The sequence below is a fragment of the Streptomyces sp. QH1-20 genome, assembly GCF_041283565.1.
In the GTDB taxonomy this organism is placed as follows: domain Bacteria; phylum Actinomycetota; class Actinomycetes; order Streptomycetales; family Streptomycetaceae; genus Streptomyces; species Streptomyces syringius.
In genome coordinates this window covers 1183226-1201251 of record NZ_CP166299.1, presented here as the reverse complement: position 1 = coordinate 1201251, position 18026 = coordinate 1183226, and the positions used below count along the sequence as shown (strand labels likewise).

Below are 18026 nucleotides of genomic sequence, written 5' to 3'. Positions count from 1 at the left end.
TGCTCACCACAGGGTTAGCGTCCTGCGGAATGAATTCGTTGACAGGCTTCGCACCGCGTCCATAACGTCCTTTTCCAACAGCCCTTCGGTCCGTGCGGAACACACCGCTCCGGGGGATGCGAATCGGCTCGCGGGCAGGTGAAGAGCGTCATCGAAAGGGCGGACATGACCGAACTCGCGTCGGTGTCTCTCCCCGCCGTCCGGGAGAGGGTCCTCGGCCCGTCGGAGTGCCCCCGAGGAGCGCGCGGGGAAGCGCCGATCACCCGGCTGACCTTCGAGGACGGCCGGCCGGGATGGCTCGTCACCGGCCATTCCACCGCCCGGGCGGTGCTCGCCGACCCCCGGTTCACCGCCAAGGGGGAACGGCATCACCCGCCGGTGCCCCGCGCCCCCACCCTCGGGGAATCCCCGGCCGCACCGACGGGAACGTTTAACCGGCAAGAAAATGCCCGCGAAAAACCCGAGGAACAGCATTACCGCAAGCTGCTCCTCGGTCAATTGGGCGACGAACGCATGCACCGGCTCACCGAGTGGATCGAGAAGAGCACCGAAGGGCTGCTCGACGCGATGGAGCGCCACGGCGCCCCCGCCGACCTCCTCGAGCACTTCGCGCTGCCGCTGCCCTCCCTGGTGCTCTGCGAGCTGCTCGGCGTGCCCGACGCCGACCGCGAGGCATTCCAGCGCGCGAGCGCCGTGTGGAGCGGCCTCGGGGAGACCACCGAGGCTGTGCTGGGCGCCTTCACGAGCCTGAACGCGTATCTGCACCGGCTGGTGCCGCGAAGACGCGCACACCCCGGTGACGACCTGCTGAGCGGCCTGATCGGCGCCGACGACGCGCTGACCGACGACGAACTGGCCTCGATCGCCTTCCTGCTGCTGGCGGCCGGTCACGAGACGGTGGCCCACCAACTGGCCCTCGGCGTGCTCACCCTGCTGGAGAACCCCGGACAACTGGCCGCGCTGCGCGCCGATCCGTCGCTCCTCGACGGCGCGGTCGAGGAGCTGCTGCGCCATCTGAGCGTCGTCCACCACGGGCCCACCCGCGCGGCCCTGGAGGACGTCGAGATCGACGGGCGGCTCGTCCGGGCGGGCGAGATCGTCATGGTCTCGCTGGCCGCCGCCAACCACGACCCCGAGCGGTTCGCCGCCCCCGCCACGCTCGATCTCACCCGGGACGCCACCGGTCATCTGGCCTTCGGGCACGGCGCCCACCGGTGCCTGGGCCGGCGACTGGCCCGCATCGAGCTGCGCGTCGCCCTCGGCGCCCTGCTGCGGCGTTTCCCCCGCCTGCGGGCGGCCGTGCCACCGCGGCAGATACCGCTCCGCCACGACGCTCCGGTCCGCGGCTTCCGCCGGGCCCCGGTGACCTGGTAACCGGCGGAGCCCACCAGGCCCGTGGACCGGCGCGGTCCACGCCCCGGGCCCCCGCGAGGGACCCGGACACCTCAGTGAATCCCCCTGTAAATCCCCCATTGATCCAGCACAGTGCAGTGCCGGAAAGGTCAGGTAAACCAGCGTGGTAGAAAACCAGCACCTGTCGCGTCGTCGGCTGTTCGGCATGGCGGCCCTCAGCGCCGCCGCCCTCGCCGGCGCGACCACGATCTCCTCGGCCTCCCGCGCGGTGGCCGCCGAGAAGTCCGTGGCCGGCGGCACGTTCGTGCCGGCCGTGGTGATCGGCACCGGCTACGGCGCGGCCGTCTCCGCCCTGCGCCTCGGTGAGGCGGGCGTCCCGACGCTGATGCTCGAAATGGGCCAGCTGTGGAACCAGCCCGGCCCGGACGGGAACGTCTACAGCGGGATGCTCAAGCCCGACAAGCGCTCCAGCTGGTTCAAGACCCGCACCGAGGCGCCGCTGGGCTCCTTCCTCTGGCTCGACCTCGCCAACAGGGACATCGAGCCCTACGCCGGTGTCCTGGACCGGGTCAACTTCGACCAGATGTCCGTGTACGTCGGGCGCGGGGTGGGCGGCGGCTCGTTGGTCAACGGCGGTATGGCGGTGACCCCCAGGCGCTCGTACTTCGAGGAGGTGCTGCCCCGGGTCGACGCCGCCGAGATGTACGACCGGTACTTCCCGCGCGCCAACAAGACGCTCCGGGTGGGCAACATCGACAAGAGCTGGTTCGAACAGACCGACTGGTACAAGTTCGCCCGGGTCTCGCGCGAGCAGGCGGCGAAGGCGGGCCTCGGCACCACCTTCGTGCCCAACGTCTACGACTGGGACTACATGCGGCGCGAGGCGGACGGCTCCGTCCCCAAGTCCGCGCTGGCCGCCGAGGTCATCTACGGCAACAACCACGGCAAGGTCTCGCTGGACAAGAGCTACCTGGCGAGCGCCCTGGGCACCGGCAAGGTCACCATCGAGACCCTGCACGAGGTCAAAACGATCCGGCAGCAGAAGGACGGCACGTATCTGCTGACCGTCGAGCAGAAGAACGTCGACGGCAAGGTGCTCGCCAGCAAGGAGATCACCTGCAAGCACCTGTTCCTCGGGGCCGGCAGCCTCGGTTCCACGGAACTGCTGCTGCGTGCCCGGGAAACCGGCACACTGCCCAACCTGAACTCCGAGATCGGTACGGGCTGGGGCCCGAACGGCAACATCATGACCGCCCGGGCCAACCACATGTGGAACCCCACCGGGACCAAGCAGTCCTCGATCCCCGCGCTGGGCATCGACGACTGGGACAACCCCGACGCCCCGGTCTTCGCCGAGATCGCGCCCATGCCGGCCGGTCTGGAGACCTGGGTCAGCCTCTACCTCGCCATCACCAAGAACCCCGAGCGCGGCACTTTCGTCTACGACCGGGCCACGGACCGGGCGAAGCTGCGGTGGACCCGGGAACAGAACGCGCCCGCGGTCAACGCCGCGAAGTCGCTCTTCGACCGGATCAACAAGGCCAACACCACCATCTACCGGTACGACCTCTTCGGCAAGCAGCTCAAGGCCTTCGCCGACGACTTCTGCTACCACCCGCTCGGCGGCTGCGTCCTGGGCAAGGCCACCGACGACTACGGCCGGGTCGCCGGTTACAAGAACCTCTACGTCACCGACGGTGCCCTGATCCCCGGCTCCATCGGCGTCAACCCGTTCGTGACCATCACGGCGCTGGCCGAGCGGAACATCGAGCGCGTCATCAAGCAGGACATCACCGCCTCCTGACACGGCGTGTGACATGAGTGGGGGGCGTGACCGGTGGTCACGCCCCCCACTCGTACGAGCGCCCGGGGACCGGGGTCCCTATGAAGACTGGAGGTCGCTCAGCGGCTTGCCGTCGTGGGAGATCCAGTCCACGAAGTCCGTCACCCCCGAGCCGCTGCCGCGGGTGCTGCTGAGCAGACCGTCCGAACCCAGGACCACAGCGACCGTCCGGCCCTGGGCGTCCTGGGTGATCCCGGCGGTGCCCCGGTGCGGGACGCCCGCCTCCTGCCAGGGCCCGGGGCGGCCCGAGCCCGTGGAGACCCGGACCAGGCCCTTGTCGTCGCGCGCGGCCAGCACGGCCGTGTTCCCGGCCTGTGCCATGGCCACGCGGCCGTAACCGCCGATCGGCGCGCACTCGGCCGACTGCCGCCAATTGCCCTTGTCCGCGGACCGGTCGGCGATCACCACGCGTGCCGTGCCCGGCCGGCGCGTGGCCATCCGCATGCCACCACCGGGCAGCGGGACCAGGGTCAGCGGGCCGGTGGTGGCGGGCAGCCGCGTCGGCTCGGACAGGTTCAGCGGGCCGTCGGCGTCCTCGGACATCCAGTGGTGGACGGTCTTGATGTCGGCGGCGACGACGTGCAGACGGCCCTTCTCGTCGAGCGCGGCGTCGAGGCCGTCCTCCAGCCTCAGCATCCGGCCCGGATCCGCCGGCAGGGGGGCCCACTCCGACCAGCCCCCGGCGGCGTGGGTGCGGAAGGCCACACCGCCCGCCCAGTCCTTGACGAAGACGTGGACCTTGCCGTCCTTGGCCGCGACCGCGACCGGGTAGCCCATCTCCATCGACCGCTGCGGGTCGTCCGCCTCCGGCGAGCCGAGGGACTCCCAGGGCCCGAACACCGGGGTGCCGCCCCCGGTGACCCTGCCGGTCTGGAGGGAGGTGACGAGCTCGCGGTGGTGCTCCTTGCCGGGCGTGGGGAGCACGGTGCGGATGGAGAACAGCCGAAGCGTGCCGTCCGGCAGGCGCACGGCCTGCACCTGGCCCTCCAGCATCGAGCCGCGGGCCGGGGCGGGGCCGACCGGGGCGGGCGTGGACCAGATGCCGCTGCCGGGCGTCCGTTCGGTCCAGCACTGCGCGGTGCCGTCCAGCACCGCGAACGCCGCGAGCCGGCCGTCGGGGAGCGGCTGCACCCAGCGCTGGGTGCCCGTCGCCCGGTGCCGGAGGTGATTGGACCAGGGGGAGTTCTTGGAACGGGCACCGACCTTGCGGTCGCCGCAGCCTGCCCGGTCGCCGCAGTCCTTGCCGTCCACCCAGCCGTAGATGTCGAGCAGCTCTATCTTGTGCGCGATGGTGGCCGCGTCGAGGTTGGCGGGCAGCTTCAGGTTTCCGACCTCGTAGCCGACGTAGCTCTCCACGGCGGTGGGACGGGCGTGCTTGCGGCCCCAGTACTCGGCGAGCGCCGCCTGCGCGAAGTGGGCGGAGGAGGTGTGGTCCTGGTGGTCGTAGTACGTCCCTATGCCCTGGAGCGCCGGCGGCGTGTTGGGGTAGTGCGGGTCCTGCGGCATATGGGTGGGGTTCGGGTCGAGGGTCCGCACGACGGTCGGCTGGTAGCGCTCCATCACGGCGGCGAGCGAGTCGATCAGCTGCTGGCGGCCGTAGTGGAAGGTGCGCCGGACCGGGCTGCCGGTGGGCTTGAGGGTCGTCAGCTTCGGGGTCGCCCCGAGCCACAGCCCGCGCAGACTGTCCTTGCGCGGCCCTCGCATCGTGCGGGCCTCTATGAGCTCCATGAAGATCAGCTGAACCTGGGGGGCGGCCCGCAGCGTCTGCAGCTCGACCTCGAAGCCGGGCAGGAGCGTCAGCGACTCCACGTCCCAGGGGCTGAGCCAGTTGCCGGTGGCCATCCGGGCGGTGGCCTCGCGGAAGCCGTTGAAACGGGCCCGGACGAAGTCACCGCGCCGCTCCGGCAGCTTCATGTAATGGGGGCTGTGCGTGAGGGCGTTGCGCCCGTCGGACTCCCCGCCGGTCAGACAGACCGTCACGGCCGGGGCGCCGCTGCGTATGGCCTGCTCCAGCTCCGGGTTCATGAAGTAGAGGGAGTCGTCGGGGTGCGCGATCACGTGCACGAACGACTCGGTCGCCCGGGCCTTCGCCTGGCGCGCCGGGAACTTGCCCTGCTTGGTGACCTGCTTCGCCTCGGGCGCCAGCCACTGCCAGGCACCCACCGCGCCCGTACCGACGACGAGCGAACCGCCGGCGATTTGGAGCATGCGTCGACGCGGTATGTGCCCCGGCACAGGGGTCTCCTATCTCCTGCGCCAAGTGCGCGCGGTAGTACAACGAAAGGGGCGAAGCGAACTAATCACCCATTGATCATGAGTTCGATCCTACGACCCTCAACGCGCTGTTTCCCCGCTGTTATGTAACAGCCGTGCGACGGCCGGGCATAGATTCCGAGGCGATTGCGCAACACGGTGCGCGGGGTACGCCGGTGATCACTGTGGGTCGCTTCGGGGTCACGCGGGGAGGGCCAAAGGGCCTGCCGATGCTGCGGGCGCACCGGCTCTGAGCTGGGTGATCGGGGCCGGCGCCGGGGGCAGCCGGACGCGACGGGGAAGACCCGGGGGAACACGCAGCGTGACGCCCTGCCCCGGGCGGCGGAGACCCCGCGACCGCTCAGGACTCCGCGTCGAGCCGCCCCGCGTCATGGGCGAGCAGTGCGATCTGCACCCGGTTGTTGAGGTCGAGCTTGGTCAGGATGCGCGAGACATGGGCCTTGACGGTCGCCACGCTCATGAACAGGGCGGCGGCGATCTCCGCGTTCGACCGGCCGCGCCCCACCGCGATCGCCACCTGCCGCTCGCGGTCGTTCAACCGCGCCAGCCGCTCCCGCGCCTCGGCGCCGCGATCCGGCCGCCGGTCCGTCACCCGCTCGATGAGCTGCCGGGTCACCGTGGGGGAGAGTACCGGTGCGCCGGCCGCCACCCGGCGCACCGCCTCGACGATCTCCGCGGGCGGAGTGTCCTTGAGCACGAAGCCCGCGGCCCCCGCCCGCAACGCCCGCAGCACCTGCTCATCGGCGTGGAACGTGGTCAGCACGATGACCTCCGGCGGACGCTCCCGGCGGCGCAGCGCCTCCGTGGCCGCCAGACCGTCCATCGACGGCATCCGGATGTCCATCAGCACCACGTCCGGGGAGTGCCGCTCGACCAGCGCGGCGACCTCCGAGCCGTCGGCCGCCTCGCCGACGATCTCGAGGTCGGGCAGCCCGCCGAGCATGAACGACAGCCCGGCCCGTACGAGCGGGTCGTCATCGACGAGCAGGACGCGGATCGGCGGGGTCTGCGGCACGTTCATGTCCGCCACGGTAGCCAGCCGTGCAGCCGGAAGCCGCCGTCGGCAGTGGGCCCGTGCGCGAGCCGCCCCCCGGCGAGGGTCGCGCGCTCGGACAAGCCGATCAGGCCCTGGCCGGAGCCGGGCACAGCCCCGCTCTCCTCCTTGGCCGCCGGATTGACCACCTCGATCGTCAGCCCCTCCCGCGGGTCACCGGCGGTCCGTACGGCCACCTCGGCACCCGGGGCGTGCTTCCGCGCGTTGGTCAACGCCTCCTGGACGATGCGGTAGGCCGTACGGCCCGTGGCGGGCGGCACGCTCCGCGGATCGACGACCCGGCTGTCGAACGTCACCACCATGCCCGCCTGCCGTGACTCCTCCACCAGATCGTCCAACTCCGCGAGGGTGGGCTGTGGCCGGCTCGCCTCGTCGCCGTCGGCACCGCCGGGGGCGCGCAGCACACCGATCACCTCCCGCAGATCCTGCAGCGCCTGATGCGCGCTGTCACGTATCACCCCGGCGGCCCTGGCCACTTCGGCCGGCGGCGCGTCCGGGCGGAACTCCAACGCCCCCGCGTGGACGCACAGCAGGGACAGCCGGTGCGCCAGCACATCGTGCATCTCCCGGGCGATGTCCTCCCGGGCGAGACGCTGCGCCCGCTCGGCACGGAGCCCGGCCTCGGCCTCGGCCCGCCGGGCCCGCTCGCGCAGCGACAGCACCAACTGGCGGCGGGAGCGCAGGAACATGCCCCAGCCGATCACCGTCAGCACCAGCAGCACCCCGGCCACGGCCGACACGACGAACGACAGATCGGGGTCGGGCCGGACGGCGGCCGAGACCGGGGCCGCGACCAGGGCCAGGGCCCCCACCGCGGCGACCGCCTTGAACGGCCGGTGCACCGCGACCGTGAAGACCGCCACCAGCATCGCCCCCGCCGCGCACGGTGCCACGACGGACAGCGCCACGAGGACGACCGCGAGCCCCACCGGCCACCGGCGGCGCAACCACAGCGCCGTGCAGGCCGCGGCCCCTATGAGCTGATCGGCGAGGAGGAGGGCGCCGGGGACGTCCGGATCGCGCCGCAGGGACTCCACGACCAGCAGCCCCACCACACCGGCGACGGCGAGGCAGCAGATGTCGACGACCCAGTCGCGCACGGTGCGCCGCGACTCCTCACCCGAGGTGCGGGGGTCGGCCACGGCGGACGGGAGCAGCCACGGATACGCCGGATCCGCACCCGCCGTGCCCTCTGCTCGCCTGCCGTCCATGCCGGTCAATCTACCCAGCCGTGCGGGGCGGCAGGGGCGTCGGCCGGTGAGCGGCGACCAAAGTCGCGTGGGGTCGATACTTTCGGACCGATGGACCGTCCGCGGGGCTACTTCGGTCTGAGGAAGCACAGCCCTTCGGGCGATGACCGGGGCGTGGGAGATGGGCGATGATCGGACACATGAAGAAGATCCTCGAAGTCCTCGGTTTCATTCTCGTCGTGCAGGGCGCCTTGGCCGTCCTGCACGAGGTCACCGACTGGTTCGGAAACTGGGGCGTGGTGCGGCACATCGGCTTTCTCGACGGCTATGAGCTGTACGCCGGTATCGTGCTCGCGGTGTTGGGCATAGCCGTATTGGTCGCCTCGGACCGGGGAAAGCGGCAGACGGGCGTCTGACGTCCGGGACTTGACCTCGCGGGGTGCCGGGTTTTCAATATCGTCAGCGTCGCGTGTCGCCGAGCAAGTGTGCCGGGGCATGGAGGCGTGGGGACATTGGATTTCCATGGCGGTTCAGCTCAATCACACCATCGTCGGAGCCCATGACAAGTGGGCGTCGGCACAGTTCCTGACCGAGATCCTCGGTCTGACGCCACCCCGGGCTGCCGGGGTCTTCGTAGCGGTCCAGCTCGACAATGACGTCACCCTCGACTTCGCGGAGCCGGGCGCCGACCACATCCGCTGCCAGCACCTCGCGTTCCTGGTGAGCGAGGACGACTTCGACGCGGCCTTCGCCCGGATCCGCGAGCGCGGGCTCATGTACTGGGCGGACCCGCGTCGGCAGTTCCCTGGTGAGATCAACACCAACGACGGCGGCCGGGGTGTGTACTTCCTCGATCCCAACGGTCATGCGCTGGAGCTGATCACGCGCCCCTACGGCAGCGGCGAGAGCGCCTGAGCTCCAGGCGCCGGCGCCTGAGTTCGCTCGGTGTGCCGAGCCCGGCCGGCCGTCGCGGATGACGGCGGCCGACCGGGCTCAACCCACGGTCAGTACGGCCTTGCCCGACAGCCGGCCGTGCGCCATGTCTTCCAGGACCGCCGCCGTCTCACCCCAGTGACCGCGGTGGCCGATCTCCACCCGCAGCCGGCCTTCCGCGGCGAGGTACAACAGGCCCGCCACCTCGCGTGCGTCCGTAGCCTCTCCCGCTGCGGGACGCGCGAAATGACGGAGCGTCAAGGGAGGTCCGCCATCGAGGAGGCCGAAGAAGTCGAGGGTGAGCGGCTCGCCCCCGGTCTGGCCGAACCACAGGATCCGTCCACCGGCGCGCAGGGCGCGGGAGGTCGTCGAGCCGAGTGCGCCACCGACGGACTCCAGCACGATGTCGAAGCCACCGGGCGGCAGGCTGTCCACGTCGTGAACCACCCTGACGCCCAGCGCGGCCAAGTACTGCCGGGCCGTTCGCTCCGTCACGACCGCGCTGACCTCGGCGCCGCCGGCCACGGCGAGTTGGGCGAGGAGCCCGCCGACCCCACCATCGGCCCCGGTGACCAGGAGCCGACGGCCCGTGAGCGGTCCGGCCTCCGTCAGCAGCCGGCGGGCCATGAGTCCCGCCAGTGGCAGGGCCGCGGCAGCCGGTGAGTCGACCCCCGCCGGAACGGGCGTCAGCCGCGCGGTCGGTGCGGCGACGAGTTGGGCCGCGGCCCCGCCGGACGGCAGATGGAGGACGACGCGCACCCCGGCAGCGGGCCCGCTTCCGTCGGCCGCCGGTCGTTCGACGTGCCCCACGGCGTCGATGCCCGGACGGTAGCGGGTGCCGGGCGCGCTCAGGCAGAGGAGGTCGAGCCGGCTGAGGGAGAAGGTGCGCACGCGGACGAGGGCCTCGTGGGCGGCGGGGCGCGGTGCGTCGACATCGGTGATCTCGGCGAGACGGCCGGGTCGCCCGGTGGGGGTGAGTGCGCGCATGACGGCTCCTGTGCGGTTCGCTCGGGTCGCTCTTCCACTGAAACGGCAGTACGGCTACCGGATTTCGACCGTAGCAGCGAAAACGGTGGTGTCACTACCGTTTTGCGAGGTCGGCCAGACGGACCGGTCCGGTTTGTCCGGCCTGAACGCCGATATCGCGCCAGCTCAAACTGAGCTCTGTCCTTCCTCGCGGCCATGGATAAGTTGGGACGCGGCGCGACAACTCGGCAACCATTCGATCGAGGAGTTTGCATGCCCGTCTCCACCGCACCCGGTACGAAGTGGGGCAACTGGACGAACCTGGAGGGCGGCATCTTCGCCGAGCCCTCCGCCGCCCTCAACTCCGACAATCGTGTCCAGGCATTCGTCCAGGGCGGCGCCAACGCGCTCTGGACCATCTGGGAAACGCGCGACCGCGGTTGGAGCCCCTGGAAGAAGATCGAGGGCTCACGCATCGAGGGCGTCCCCCATGCCCTCCGTGGCAGGGACGGAAAGATCCGCGTCTTCTACCGCACCCCGGACAACCACCTCGAGGTCGTCACCCAGACCGCCGTCAACGCCCACTTCGGCGCGCCCCAGCGGATCGTGACCAACATCGGCGGCGACCCCGCGGCGGCGCTCAACGGCGACGGACGCATCCAGGTCTTCTTCCGGGGTACCGACGGTGCCCTGTGGTACACGCGCAACCAAGGTCTGGCCTACGAGGCCTACACCGCGCCCACATCCCTCGGCGGTGGCATCCACGCCACCCCGTCCCCGGTCCTCGACGGCTCCGGCCGGATCGTCGTCGCCGTCAAGGGCGGCAACGACACGCTGTACACCATCCAGCAGAAGGCATCGAACGCCGCCGACGCGTGGGACGCCTTCCAGCAGCAGACCACCGGAGTCACCACCCGGCCCTCCGCGGTCATCGACGCCGCCTCCCGCGTCCAGATCTTCTACCGCGGCTCGGACGGCTCCGCCTGGCGCGTCGGACAGAGCGACGACTACGACGCCTGGCAGACCTCCGCGTCGCTCAAGGGCCAGATCATCGAGCGCCCCACCGCCTGCCTCGGGCAGGACGGCCGGCTCAACGTCCTGGTCAAGGGCACCGACAAAAAGCTGTGGGTCACGGTCCAGACAGCCGAGAACGCCGCCGCCTACGAAGCCTTCCAGACCCTGGAGGGCGTCATCGGCGACGTCCACGTCAGCCCCGTGATCATGAACCGGGTGGGGTTGCTCTACGTCTTCACCCAGGGCTCCGGCACCGCGCGGAACCTCTGGCTGCAGCGGCAGAACTGGGCGTGACGCCACCGGGGAACCGGTCGTGACACCACGGGCTTCCCAGGCCGCGCGCACTACGGGCATCCGCCGCCCGTAGTGCGCGCGGCGGCGTCCGCCCCGGTGGAGCGCGGCGGCGCATGCTGCCCCCGCGCGACGTCGAACCTGCCCCACCCCCTACTCGGGTATGACCCCCGGTTTGGCTCCGGGGTGTGACGCAGCGTCAACCGTCCTCTTCCTACCTTTCCCTCCTCCGCAGCACCGGAAGAGGGAGAGTCATCCATGCGCCGTTTCAAGCGCACACTGGCCGCCGTCGCGCTCATCACGACGGTCGTCGCGGGCACGGCGGGCTGGGCCACCGGCAGCGAGCAGACCGCCGTCACCGGCCCGCCGGCCGGTACCGCCGCCTGGCGCGCGGACGACTCCCTGCACCGCCCGCTGCCCGACCCCGCGACCGCCGCCCCCGCCGACGTCGCCCGCTTCTTCGCCTCCCTGACCGAAGCGCGGCGCGCCGAACTGGCCGCCCGCCACCCGCTGGTCGTCGGAAACCTCGACGGCGCGCCCCTGGCGCTGCGGTACACGGCCAACGCCCGGGCCATCGCGGCCGAACGCGCCAAGGAGCGCGCCCGGGCCGCCGACCCCGGCCTCCCGGAGTACGAGCGGCTGCGCGCTGGCGAACTGGCGGACCGCTACGCACGGCTCCTCGCCCCGGGCCGGCAGATCCTCGCCTTCGATCCGCGCGGCCGCGGCCAGCTCGCCGAGGTCTACGGCGACTGGACGGCGGCCAAGCGCACGGCGGTCGTCGTGCCGGGCTCGGACATCGACCTTGCCTCCTTCGACCGCACGCACGACCGGTACGGCGCCCCGGCCGGGATGGCCGCCTCGCTGCGGGCCGAGATGGCCCGTCAGGCGCCCGGCATCCCGACCGCCGTGATCGCCTGGGCCGGGTACACCACCCCCGTCGGCGTCGGACTCGACGCCGCCACCGGCCGTCTCGCGAAGGCGGGCGCACCGCGCCTGGACCGCTTCCTCGGTGGACTCGCGGCCGTCGGTTCCGCCGCGCCCGCGGTGTTCTGCCACAGCTACGGCTCGGTCGTCTGCGGCCTCGCCGCCCCCGCCATCGACCGCGCCGACGCGGCCGACCTCGTCGTCCTCGGCAGCCCCGGTGTCCGCGCCGACTCCGCGGCCGATCTGCGCACGGGGGCCCGGGTCTGGGCGGTCCGCCGCGACAGCGGGGACTGGATCGGCAACGTCCCCAACGTCCGGTTGCTGGGTCTCGGCCACGGAGCCGACCCCACCTCGGCGGAGTTCGGCGCCCGGGTCGTCTCCTCGGCCGGTGCCCACGGCCATTCGGGCTACTTCGCGCCGGGCACGCAGTCGCTGCGGAACTTCGCGAGGATCGCCCTGGGCGCGTACGACGCCGTTCGCTAGGACCGCCGTCCGCTAGGACATGCCCTCACGCGCCCTACCGCGTCGTGTAGCCGCCGTTGGCGAAGAGGGTCTGGCCGGTGATCCACCAGCCGTCGGTGGCCAGGAAGGTCACGATCGGCGCGATGTCCTCGATCTTCGTGAGCTGGTTGGCCATGGCCTGGGACTTGTGGAACTCGACGCGCTCGGGCGTCTCCTGGCCGTAGAAGAAGGGGGTGTCCATCGGGCCGGGGGCGATGTTGTTCACGGAGATGCCGCGCGGGGCGAACTCCTTGGCCGCCGCCCGGGTGAAATGCTCGACGGGGGCCTTGCAGCCCGCGTAGGTGGAATAACCGTCGGTGAAGGCCGCCAGCAGCGACGTGACGATGGTGATCACCTTGCCGTTGTCGTTGAGGTGCTTCCCCGCCTCGCGGATGAAGAAGTACGCGGCCTTGGCGTTCACGCCCGCCATCCGGTCGTACTCGGCTTCCGTCGTCTCCATGATCGGCTTGCGCAGCACCATCCCGGAGGTGTTGACCGCCACGTCGATCCCGCCGAACCGCTCCTTGGCGGTGGTGAACAGATCCTCCACGACATCGACCTTGGTCAGGTCACCCTGGATCGTCTCCGCCTGACCGCCGGCCGCCTCCACCGCTTTCGCGGTCGCCACCGCGTCCCCCTTGGTGCCGTCGGAGTGGTAGTGCACCACCACGTTCGCGCCCTGGTCGGCGACGGTACGGCTGATGAGGCCGCCCAGGTTCTTCGCCCCGGCGCCGACCAGGACGACCTTGCCCTTGAGGGACTGGTTGCTGCCGCTCATGTCACTGCCTTTCTCCGTGTCGCTCGCGGTCCGCGCGGGTGCGGGTCACGCCGACCAGCCTTGCCCACATGGGGGCACTTCGCAGCTCGAGGCGCGTCGAGGCGGAGATCGCGAAGACTTCTTCGCGAAGGAATGTTCGCGGTTTAGGCTGCTCGGCATGACAGAAGTCAGCAGGGAAGAACGAGAGCGGCCGGACGGCCCGCACCCCGAGACGCACGTGGTCCTGGACGCCAAGGGCCTGCGCGCCATGGCCCACCCGGTACGCGTGCAGTTGGTGGGACTGCTGCGCACGTACGGCCCGTCGACGGCCACCCGCCTCGCCGAACGGCTGGGCCTGGGATCGGGAGTGACCAGCTACCACCTGCGACAGCTCGGCACCGCCGGATTCGTCGAGGAGGACACCGACCGCGGCAACGCGCGGGAGCGCTGGTGGCGGGCGGTGCACCAGGGCACCTGGCTGACCGACAAGGGCCTCCCCGACCGCGAACCCGAGGCCGCCATGGCCTATATGCGCTCGGTGGCCGACGCCCACGCGCAACGTGCCCGGCTGGCCCTGGACGCGGTGGAGACCATGCCGCGCCCCTGGCGGGACAACCTCGATATGAGCGACTGGGCCCTCCGGCTCACCCCCGAGGAGGCCGCGAGCCTGGGGGAGGAGCTACGGGCCGTCGTCAACCGCTACCGCCGGGACGGACCCGACGGGCGATCCGGTGCGCCGGAAGGCGCCGAACGCGTCGTGCTGATCACGCACCTCCTGCCGGAGCCGGACGCCGTGGCCGAACCGGAGGGGGAGACGCCGTGACGAAGGCAGCCCCGCCGGCGGGAGGCATAACCGGCCGGCGCAGCCTCCGGCCGCTGGCCGCGGTGCTCGCCGCCACCGCCGTATCGCTGACCGGCACCCGGGTATCGGCCATCGCCCTGCCGTGGTTCGTGCTCGTCACCACCGGCAGCGCCACCCAGACCGGCCTCGTCGCGTTCTGCGAAATGACCCCGTACGTGGTCGTCAAGGCGCTCACCGGGCCGCTCGTCGACCGCGTCGGCCCGCGTGTCGTCTCCTGGACCACCGATTCGCTCAGCGCGGTCGCCGCGGGCCTCGTCCCGCTGCTGTACGCCGTGGACCTGCTGCCCTTCTGGCTGCTGCTGGCCCTGGTGGCCGTCATCGGGGCGGTACGCGGCCCCGGCGACCTGGCCAAGGAGATCATGGTCCCGGAGGCGGCCGAACGCAGCGCGGTACCCCTGGAACGGGCCACCGGCATCTCCGGCGTGACCGAGCGGCTCGCCTCCACCGTCGGCCCGGCGGCGGGCGGTGCGCTGGTGGCCCTGCTCGGCCCGCAAGCGGGTCTCGTGGTCAACGCCGCCTGCTTCGCCTTGGGTTCGGTCATCATCGGGCTGGCCCTGCCCCGCGACATGGGGCACACCACCGAGCCCCCCGCCCCACCGGAAGGCGGGAAGGAGCCGGGCTACTGGCGGCGCTTCGGCGAGGGCTTCACGTTCCTGCGCGGTGAGCCCCTGCTGCTCACCATCATCGTCACGGTCGGCATCACCAACCTGCTCGACGCGGCCTTCATGACCGTGCTCGTACCGGTCTGGGCCAAGGAGTCCGGCGGCGGCCCCGCCGCGATCGGACTGATCAGCAGCGTCGCCGGTATCACGGCGGTCCTCGGTAGTCTCGTCGCGGCCGCCGTGGCCCATCGGCTGCGCCGCCGACTGGTGTTCTTCGCCGGCTTCCTGATCGTCGGCGCACCACGGTTCCTGGTCCTCGCCTCCGGCGCGCCGATGTGGGCGGTACTGGTGGTCTTCGCCGTCGGTGGCTTCGGCGGCGGATTCCTCAACCCGATTCTCGGAGCGATCTCCTTCGAGCGGGTACCGCGCCAACTGCTGGGCCGGGTCCGGGCACTGGGCGACTCGCTGGCCTGGGCGGGCATTCCCCTCGGCGGCCTGCTGGCGGGGGCCGCGGTGGCCTCGTTCGGCCTCGTACCGGTGCTGGTGGCGGGTGGTGGGGCGTACTTCCTCACCACCACTCTGGCCGGACTGCGGCCCGAATGGCGGGAGATGGACCGGCTCCGCGGCGTCGGCCGCGCACCGGACGAGGTTCCCGGAGCGGATGGCCCGTCGCCGTCCCCCCATGCCGGTGGGTCGGTTCGACCGGATGCAGGTCGCGGTGCGACGGCGGGGGCGCGCGAAAAGGAGATGCCGCGCTCCGCCCCTGACGTAATGTGCGCTGCTGGACTGTGACTCTTACTTCGGGGAGGGCTCGATGATTCCGGAACTGGTCAGGACCTGGGGCGCCGGCTGGGCTGTATCGCGTGGCACGCCGCCACCGGCCGAACGGCCCTGGGGGCTCTACCTCGAGGTCGGCTACCCCGATCAAGTGGGACGCCATGTTCTGCCCGACGCACAGGAGTTCTCGGTACGCGAGGCAGCCGCCTCGGTGACCGTGCCGCACACCTGGCTCAAGGCGCCCATGGAACCCGAGGACATCGGGCCCTGGCTGCCCGAAGGCTGGGTGGTGGACATGGACGAGGCGGGATATCTGATGGCCGTGGATCTGACGGCCACGGATCCGGTGGTCCCCCAGGGCTACTCCGCGTCCGTGGAGACCCGCGACGGCGTCGACCACGTCCGGGTGCACGACGCCACGGGCGAGGTCGTGGCCAAGGGGCAGATGGCCGTTCTCGGCCAGGCGGCGGTGGTCGACCGTGTCGGGACCGACGACGCTCATCGCCGCCGTGGCCTGGGCGCCTTCGTGATGCGCACCCTCACCGACCACGCCGTCGCGCAGGGCGCGGTCCTCGGAGTGCTGGGCGCGACCCCCGACGGACGTGCGCTGTACGAGGCGCTGGGCTGGAAGGTGCACGCCCCGCTGGCAGCCTGCATCTACAAACCCTGAAAAGGCACGCCCGGGCCCGGCGCGCGGCTACGGCACCGACCGGACCAGGGCGGCCAGCAACGCCTCGACGTGCGGCTGGGGCCGACCGCGATGCCGGGAGGCGGTGGCCACCCCGATATAGCGCGCGGGGCGCGGCGGGTCGATGGGGATGACGACCACACCGCCGACCGACGGATCCAGGGCGACCCGCGGGACGAGGGAGATGCCGACACCCGCGGCCACCAGGGTCTGCGCGAAGAAGAAGTCGGTGGTGGAGGCCGAGACACGCAACTCGGAGCCGGCGAGTCCGGCATAGCGGTGCATGAAGGCCTGGGCCTTCATGCACCCCATCACCCAGCGCTCCCGCACGAGTTCGGCCAGGTCCAGGCTCGCCCGGTCGGCGAGACGGTGACCCACCGGCAGCACCGCCGACATCGGGTCGTCCATCAGCGGCACCCAGTCCAGCCCTGACCGGTCACCGGGCCGGACCGGCAGCGGTCCGTCGAAGTGATAGGCGAGCGCGATGTCGGCCCGCCCCTCGCGCACCAGCGGCAGGCTGTGCTCCGGCTCCTTCTGCAGCACGGTCAGCTCCACCTCGGGATGTTCGGCGACGAAGCGGGTCAGCACCGGCGGCAGCAGCCGGTGCCCCCCACTGGTGAACGTCGCCACGGTCAGCTTCGTACGCCCCGTCGCCAGCCGGTCGATCTGCTCCCGGGCGTGCGACAACTCCGCCGAGATCGCCTCGGCGGCCTCGACGAGGAGCCGGCCCGGCTCGGTCAGGGAAACACCTCGCGTGCTGCGCTCGACGACCTGGGCGCCGAGTGTCCGTTCCAGCGCGGCGATCTGCTGGGAGACGGCGGACGGCGTGAGCAGCAGGGCGGCCGCGGCCTTGTTGAAACTGCCGCTCCGGGCGACCTCGCGGAGCGTACGGAGCCGCTGGACATCGATCATCAGTCGTCCTTCATACGGGTTAAGCAAGTCACCACTTCTGCTGATGATCGCATTCCGACAGGCTCGTGCCCACAGCGAGACGAGCACTCCGGAAGAGGACACATGAAGCACGTGGGCGTCATCGGCGGCAGCCGTTACTTCGGCAGGCACGTGGTACTGCGACTCCGCGACGCGGGGGCCCGGGTGACGGTCGTCAACCGTGGCTCATCGGCCCCGCCGCCCGGCGTCGACCACGTGATGGCCGACCGCGACGACGAGAGGGCGCTCGGCGCGGCGCTGGGGAACCGCACCTTCGACGCGGTCATCGACCAGGTCTGCAACACACCGCGGCAGGCAGCCGTCGCCCGCCGCGTCTTTCACGACCGTACCCAGCGCTACGTCATGACCTCGACCATCGAGGTCTACGACCCGGCCTCCTCCGACGCCATCCACCCGACACCGCCGCGCGGCGGAGTCCCCGAGGAGGCGATCAATACCACGCACTGGCCCGTCCACCCGGAACTGCCCTGGCACGATGGGGAGTTCCGGAACCGGCACTACGGCGAGGGCAAGCGCCAGGCGGAAGCGGAGTTCGCGCGGGACCCGGCGTTCCCCTTCGTCGCCGTCCGGTCCGGACACGTCCTGGGCGGCGGCGACGCCGACTTCACCGGCCGGCTGCGCCACTACGTCGAGCGCGTCCGTACCGGCAGGCCCGTCGACATCCACCAGGTGAACCACCCGTCCTCGTTCATCGGCGAACACGAGATCGCGGACTTCCTGATCTGGGCGGCGGGAGCGGACTTCCTCGGCCCCGTCAACGCCTGCTCCCACGGCGAACTCGACGTGACCGACCTCTGTGCGCGCATCGCCGAGCACGGCAGCCGCCCACCGGTCCACCGCACGGTGGAGCCGGGGGCCGAGGCGTCGCCGTTCGCCTTCGACCGCTACTACGGCATGGACAACTCCCGCGCCGAAAGGCTCGGCTTCCGCTTCTCGGACACGGCCGACTGGCTGCCGGACGCCATCTCCGAGCAGATCGCCGCGCTGAAGCGCTGAAGCGCTGAAGCGTTGAAGCGTTGACGTGCTGGAGCCGCACTCCCGCCACC

At 71.4% G+C, this 18026-nt stretch carries 16 protein-coding genes; 10 read left to right on the top strand and 6 right to left on the bottom strand.

Annotation, left to right across the window (positions count from 1 at the left end; all coding sequences use genetic code 11):
• Positions 1–165: 165 nt before the first annotated feature.
• Positions 166–1374, top strand: a complete 1209-nt coding sequence (locus tag AB8O64_RS05400) for a cytochrome P450 (protein WP_370418121.1) — start codon at positions 166–168, stop codon at positions 1372–1374.
• A 184-nt stretch (positions 1375–1558) separates the two neighbouring features.
• On the top strand, positions 1559–3157 hold the full coding sequence (locus tag AB8O64_RS05395; RefSeq protein ID WP_370423799.1) for a GMC oxidoreductase: 1599 nt from the start codon (positions 1559–1561) through the stop codon (positions 3155–3157).
• 78 nt (positions 3158–3235) lie between these two features.
• Here AB8O64_RS05395 and AB8O64_RS05390 read toward each other — a convergent pair whose 3' ends face one another.
• The 3 genes from AB8O64_RS05390 to AB8O64_RS05380 form a co-directional block, all read right to left on the bottom strand.
• Positions 3236–5404: a PIG-L family deacetylase gene (locus AB8O64_RS05390; protein ID WP_370418120.1), complete on the bottom strand. Its 2169-nt coding sequence runs from the start codon at positions 5402–5404 to the stop codon at positions 3236–3238.
• A 406-nt stretch (positions 5405–5810) separates the two neighbouring features.
• Entirely contained in the window at positions 5811–6491 is a 681-nt protein-coding gene (locus tag AB8O64_RS05385) for a response regulator (protein WP_370418119.1), read from the bottom strand.
• On the bottom strand, positions 6488–7735 hold the full coding sequence (locus tag AB8O64_RS05380) for a sensor histidine kinase (protein ID WP_370418118.1): 1248 nt from the start codon (positions 7733–7735) through the stop codon (positions 6488–6490). Before AB8O64_RS05380 ends, AB8O64_RS05385 begins: the two co-directional genes overlap by 4 nt.
• Positions 7736–7902: 167 nt before the next feature.
• Here AB8O64_RS05380 and AB8O64_RS05375 point away from each other — a divergent pair, with 167 nt between their 5' ends.
• Both AB8O64_RS05375 and AB8O64_RS05370 read left to right on the top strand, forming a co-directional pair.
• Entirely contained in the window at positions 7903–8130 is a 228-nt protein-coding gene (locus AB8O64_RS05375; protein WP_365207453.1) for a hypothetical protein, read from the top strand.
• A 106-nt stretch (positions 8131–8236) separates the two neighbouring features.
• Entirely contained in the window at positions 8237–8629 is a 393-nt protein-coding gene (locus AB8O64_RS05370) for a VOC family protein (protein WP_370418117.1), read from the top strand.
• 78 nt (positions 8630–8707) lie between these two features.
• Here AB8O64_RS05370 and AB8O64_RS05365 read toward each other — a convergent pair whose 3' ends face one another.
• Positions 8708–9634, bottom strand: coding sequence for a zinc-binding dehydrogenase (locus tag AB8O64_RS05365; RefSeq protein ID WP_370418116.1), 927 nt, complete (start codon positions 9632–9634; stop codon positions 8708–8710).
• 252 nt (positions 9635–9886) lie between these two features.
• On the opposite strand from AB8O64_RS05365, the gene AB8O64_RS05360 reads away from it, so the two are divergent.
• Together AB8O64_RS05360 and AB8O64_RS05355 are read left to right on the top strand one after the other, a co-directional pair.
• Positions 9887–10921 (top strand): hypothetical protein, encoded by a 1035-nt coding sequence (locus AB8O64_RS05360; RefSeq protein ID WP_370418115.1) that lies wholly within the window; start codon positions 9887–9889, stop codon positions 10919–10921.
• A 255-nt stretch (positions 10922–11176) separates the two neighbouring features.
• The gene (locus AB8O64_RS05355) at positions 11177–12325 is read left to right on the top strand and encodes an alpha/beta hydrolase (RefSeq protein WP_370418114.1); all 1149 of its coding nucleotides are present in this window, start codon (positions 11177–11179) and stop codon (positions 12323–12325) included.
• A 34-nt stretch (positions 12326–12359) separates the two neighbouring features.
• On the opposite strand, the gene AB8O64_RS05350 is transcribed toward AB8O64_RS05355, so the two are convergent.
• Positions 12360–13121, bottom strand: coding sequence for an SDR family oxidoreductase (locus AB8O64_RS05350; RefSeq protein WP_356453166.1), 762 nt, complete (start codon positions 13119–13121; stop codon positions 12360–12362).
• Between the two features lie 157 nt (positions 13122–13278).
• On the opposite strand from AB8O64_RS05350, the gene AB8O64_RS05345 reads away from it, so the two are divergent.
• From AB8O64_RS05345 to AB8O64_RS05335, 3 genes are read left to right on the top strand one after another with little or no spacing between them, the layout of a single operon-like run.
• A complete protein-coding gene (locus tag AB8O64_RS05345) occupies positions 13279–13923 on the top strand; it encodes a helix-turn-helix domain-containing protein (RefSeq protein WP_370418113.1) in 645 nt (214 codons plus the stop codon).
• Positions 13920–15356 (top strand): MFS transporter, encoded by a 1437-nt coding sequence (locus tag AB8O64_RS05340; protein WP_370418112.1) that lies wholly within the window; start codon positions 13920–13922, stop codon positions 15354–15356. Before AB8O64_RS05345 ends, AB8O64_RS05340 begins: the two co-directional genes overlap by 4 nt.
• A 22-nt stretch (positions 15357–15378) precedes the next feature.
• Complete coding sequence (locus tag AB8O64_RS05335; protein WP_370418111.1) at positions 15379–16011, top strand: GNAT family N-acetyltransferase; 633 nt, start codon at positions 15379–15381, stop codon at positions 16009–16011.
• Between the two features lie 27 nt (positions 16012–16038).
• Here AB8O64_RS05335 and AB8O64_RS05330 read toward each other — a convergent pair whose 3' ends face one another.
• A complete protein-coding gene (locus AB8O64_RS05330) occupies positions 16039–16941 on the bottom strand; it encodes a LysR family transcriptional regulator (RefSeq protein ID WP_370418110.1) in 903 nt (300 codons plus the stop codon).
• Between the two features lie 102 nt (positions 16942–17043).
• On the opposite strand from AB8O64_RS05330, the gene AB8O64_RS05325 reads away from it, so the two are divergent.
• The gene (locus AB8O64_RS05325; RefSeq protein WP_370418109.1) at positions 17044–17976 is read left to right on the top strand and encodes an NAD-dependent epimerase/dehydratase family protein; all 933 of its coding nucleotides are present in this window, start codon (positions 17044–17046) and stop codon (positions 17974–17976) included.
• The last annotated feature ends 50 nt before the right edge of the window (positions 17977–18026 follow it).

Coding starts and splice junctions, on each gene's coding strand:
- AB8O64_RS05400 (WP_370418121.1), top strand. CDS start 166: ATGACCGAACTCGCGTCGGTGTCTCTCCCCGCCGTCCGGGAGAGGGTC.
- AB8O64_RS05395 (WP_370423799.1), top strand. CDS start 1,559: ATGGCGGCCCTCAGCGCCGCCGCCCTCGCCGGCGCGACCACGATCTCC.
- AB8O64_RS05390 (WP_370418120.1), bottom strand. CDS start 5,404: ATGCTCCAAATCGCCGGCGGTTCGCTCGTCGTCGGTACGGGCGCGGTG.
- AB8O64_RS05385 (WP_370418119.1), bottom strand. CDS start 6,491: ATGAACGTGCCGCAGACCCCGCCGATCCGCGTCCTGCTCGTCGATGAC.
- AB8O64_RS05380 (WP_370418118.1), bottom strand. CDS start 7,735: ATGGACGGCAGGCGAGCAGAGGGCACGGCGGGTGCGGATCCGGCGTAT.
- AB8O64_RS05375 (WP_365207453.1), top strand. CDS start 7,903: ATGATCGGACACATGAAGAAGATCCTCGAAGTCCTCGGTTTCATTCTC.
- AB8O64_RS05370 (WP_370418117.1), top strand. CDS start 8,237: ATGGCGGTTCAGCTCAATCACACCATCGTCGGAGCCCATGACAAGTGG.
- AB8O64_RS05365 (WP_370418116.1), bottom strand. CDS start 9,634: ATGCGCGCACTCACCCCCACCGGGCGACCCGGCCGTCTCGCCGAGATC.
- AB8O64_RS05360 (WP_370418115.1), top strand. CDS start 9,887: ATGCCCGTCTCCACCGCACCCGGTACGAAGTGGGGCAACTGGACGAAC.
- AB8O64_RS05355 (WP_370418114.1), top strand. CDS start 11,177: ATGCGCCGTTTCAAGCGCACACTGGCCGCCGTCGCGCTCATCACGACG.
- AB8O64_RS05350 (WP_356453166.1), bottom strand. CDS start 13,121: ATGAGCGGCAGCAACCAGTCCCTCAAGGGCAAGGTCGTCCTGGTCGGC.
- AB8O64_RS05345 (WP_370418113.1), top strand. CDS start 13,279: ATGACAGAAGTCAGCAGGGAAGAACGAGAGCGGCCGGACGGCCCGCAC.
- AB8O64_RS05335 (WP_370418111.1), top strand. CDS start 15,379: ATGATTCCGGAACTGGTCAGGACCTGGGGCGCCGGCTGGGCTGTATCG.
- AB8O64_RS05330 (WP_370418110.1), bottom strand. CDS start 16,941: ATGATCGATGTCCAGCGGCTCCGTACGCTCCGCGAGGTCGCCCGGAGC.
- AB8O64_RS05325 (WP_370418109.1), top strand. CDS start 17,044: ATGAAGCACGTGGGCGTCATCGGCGGCAGCCGTTACTTCGGCAGGCAC.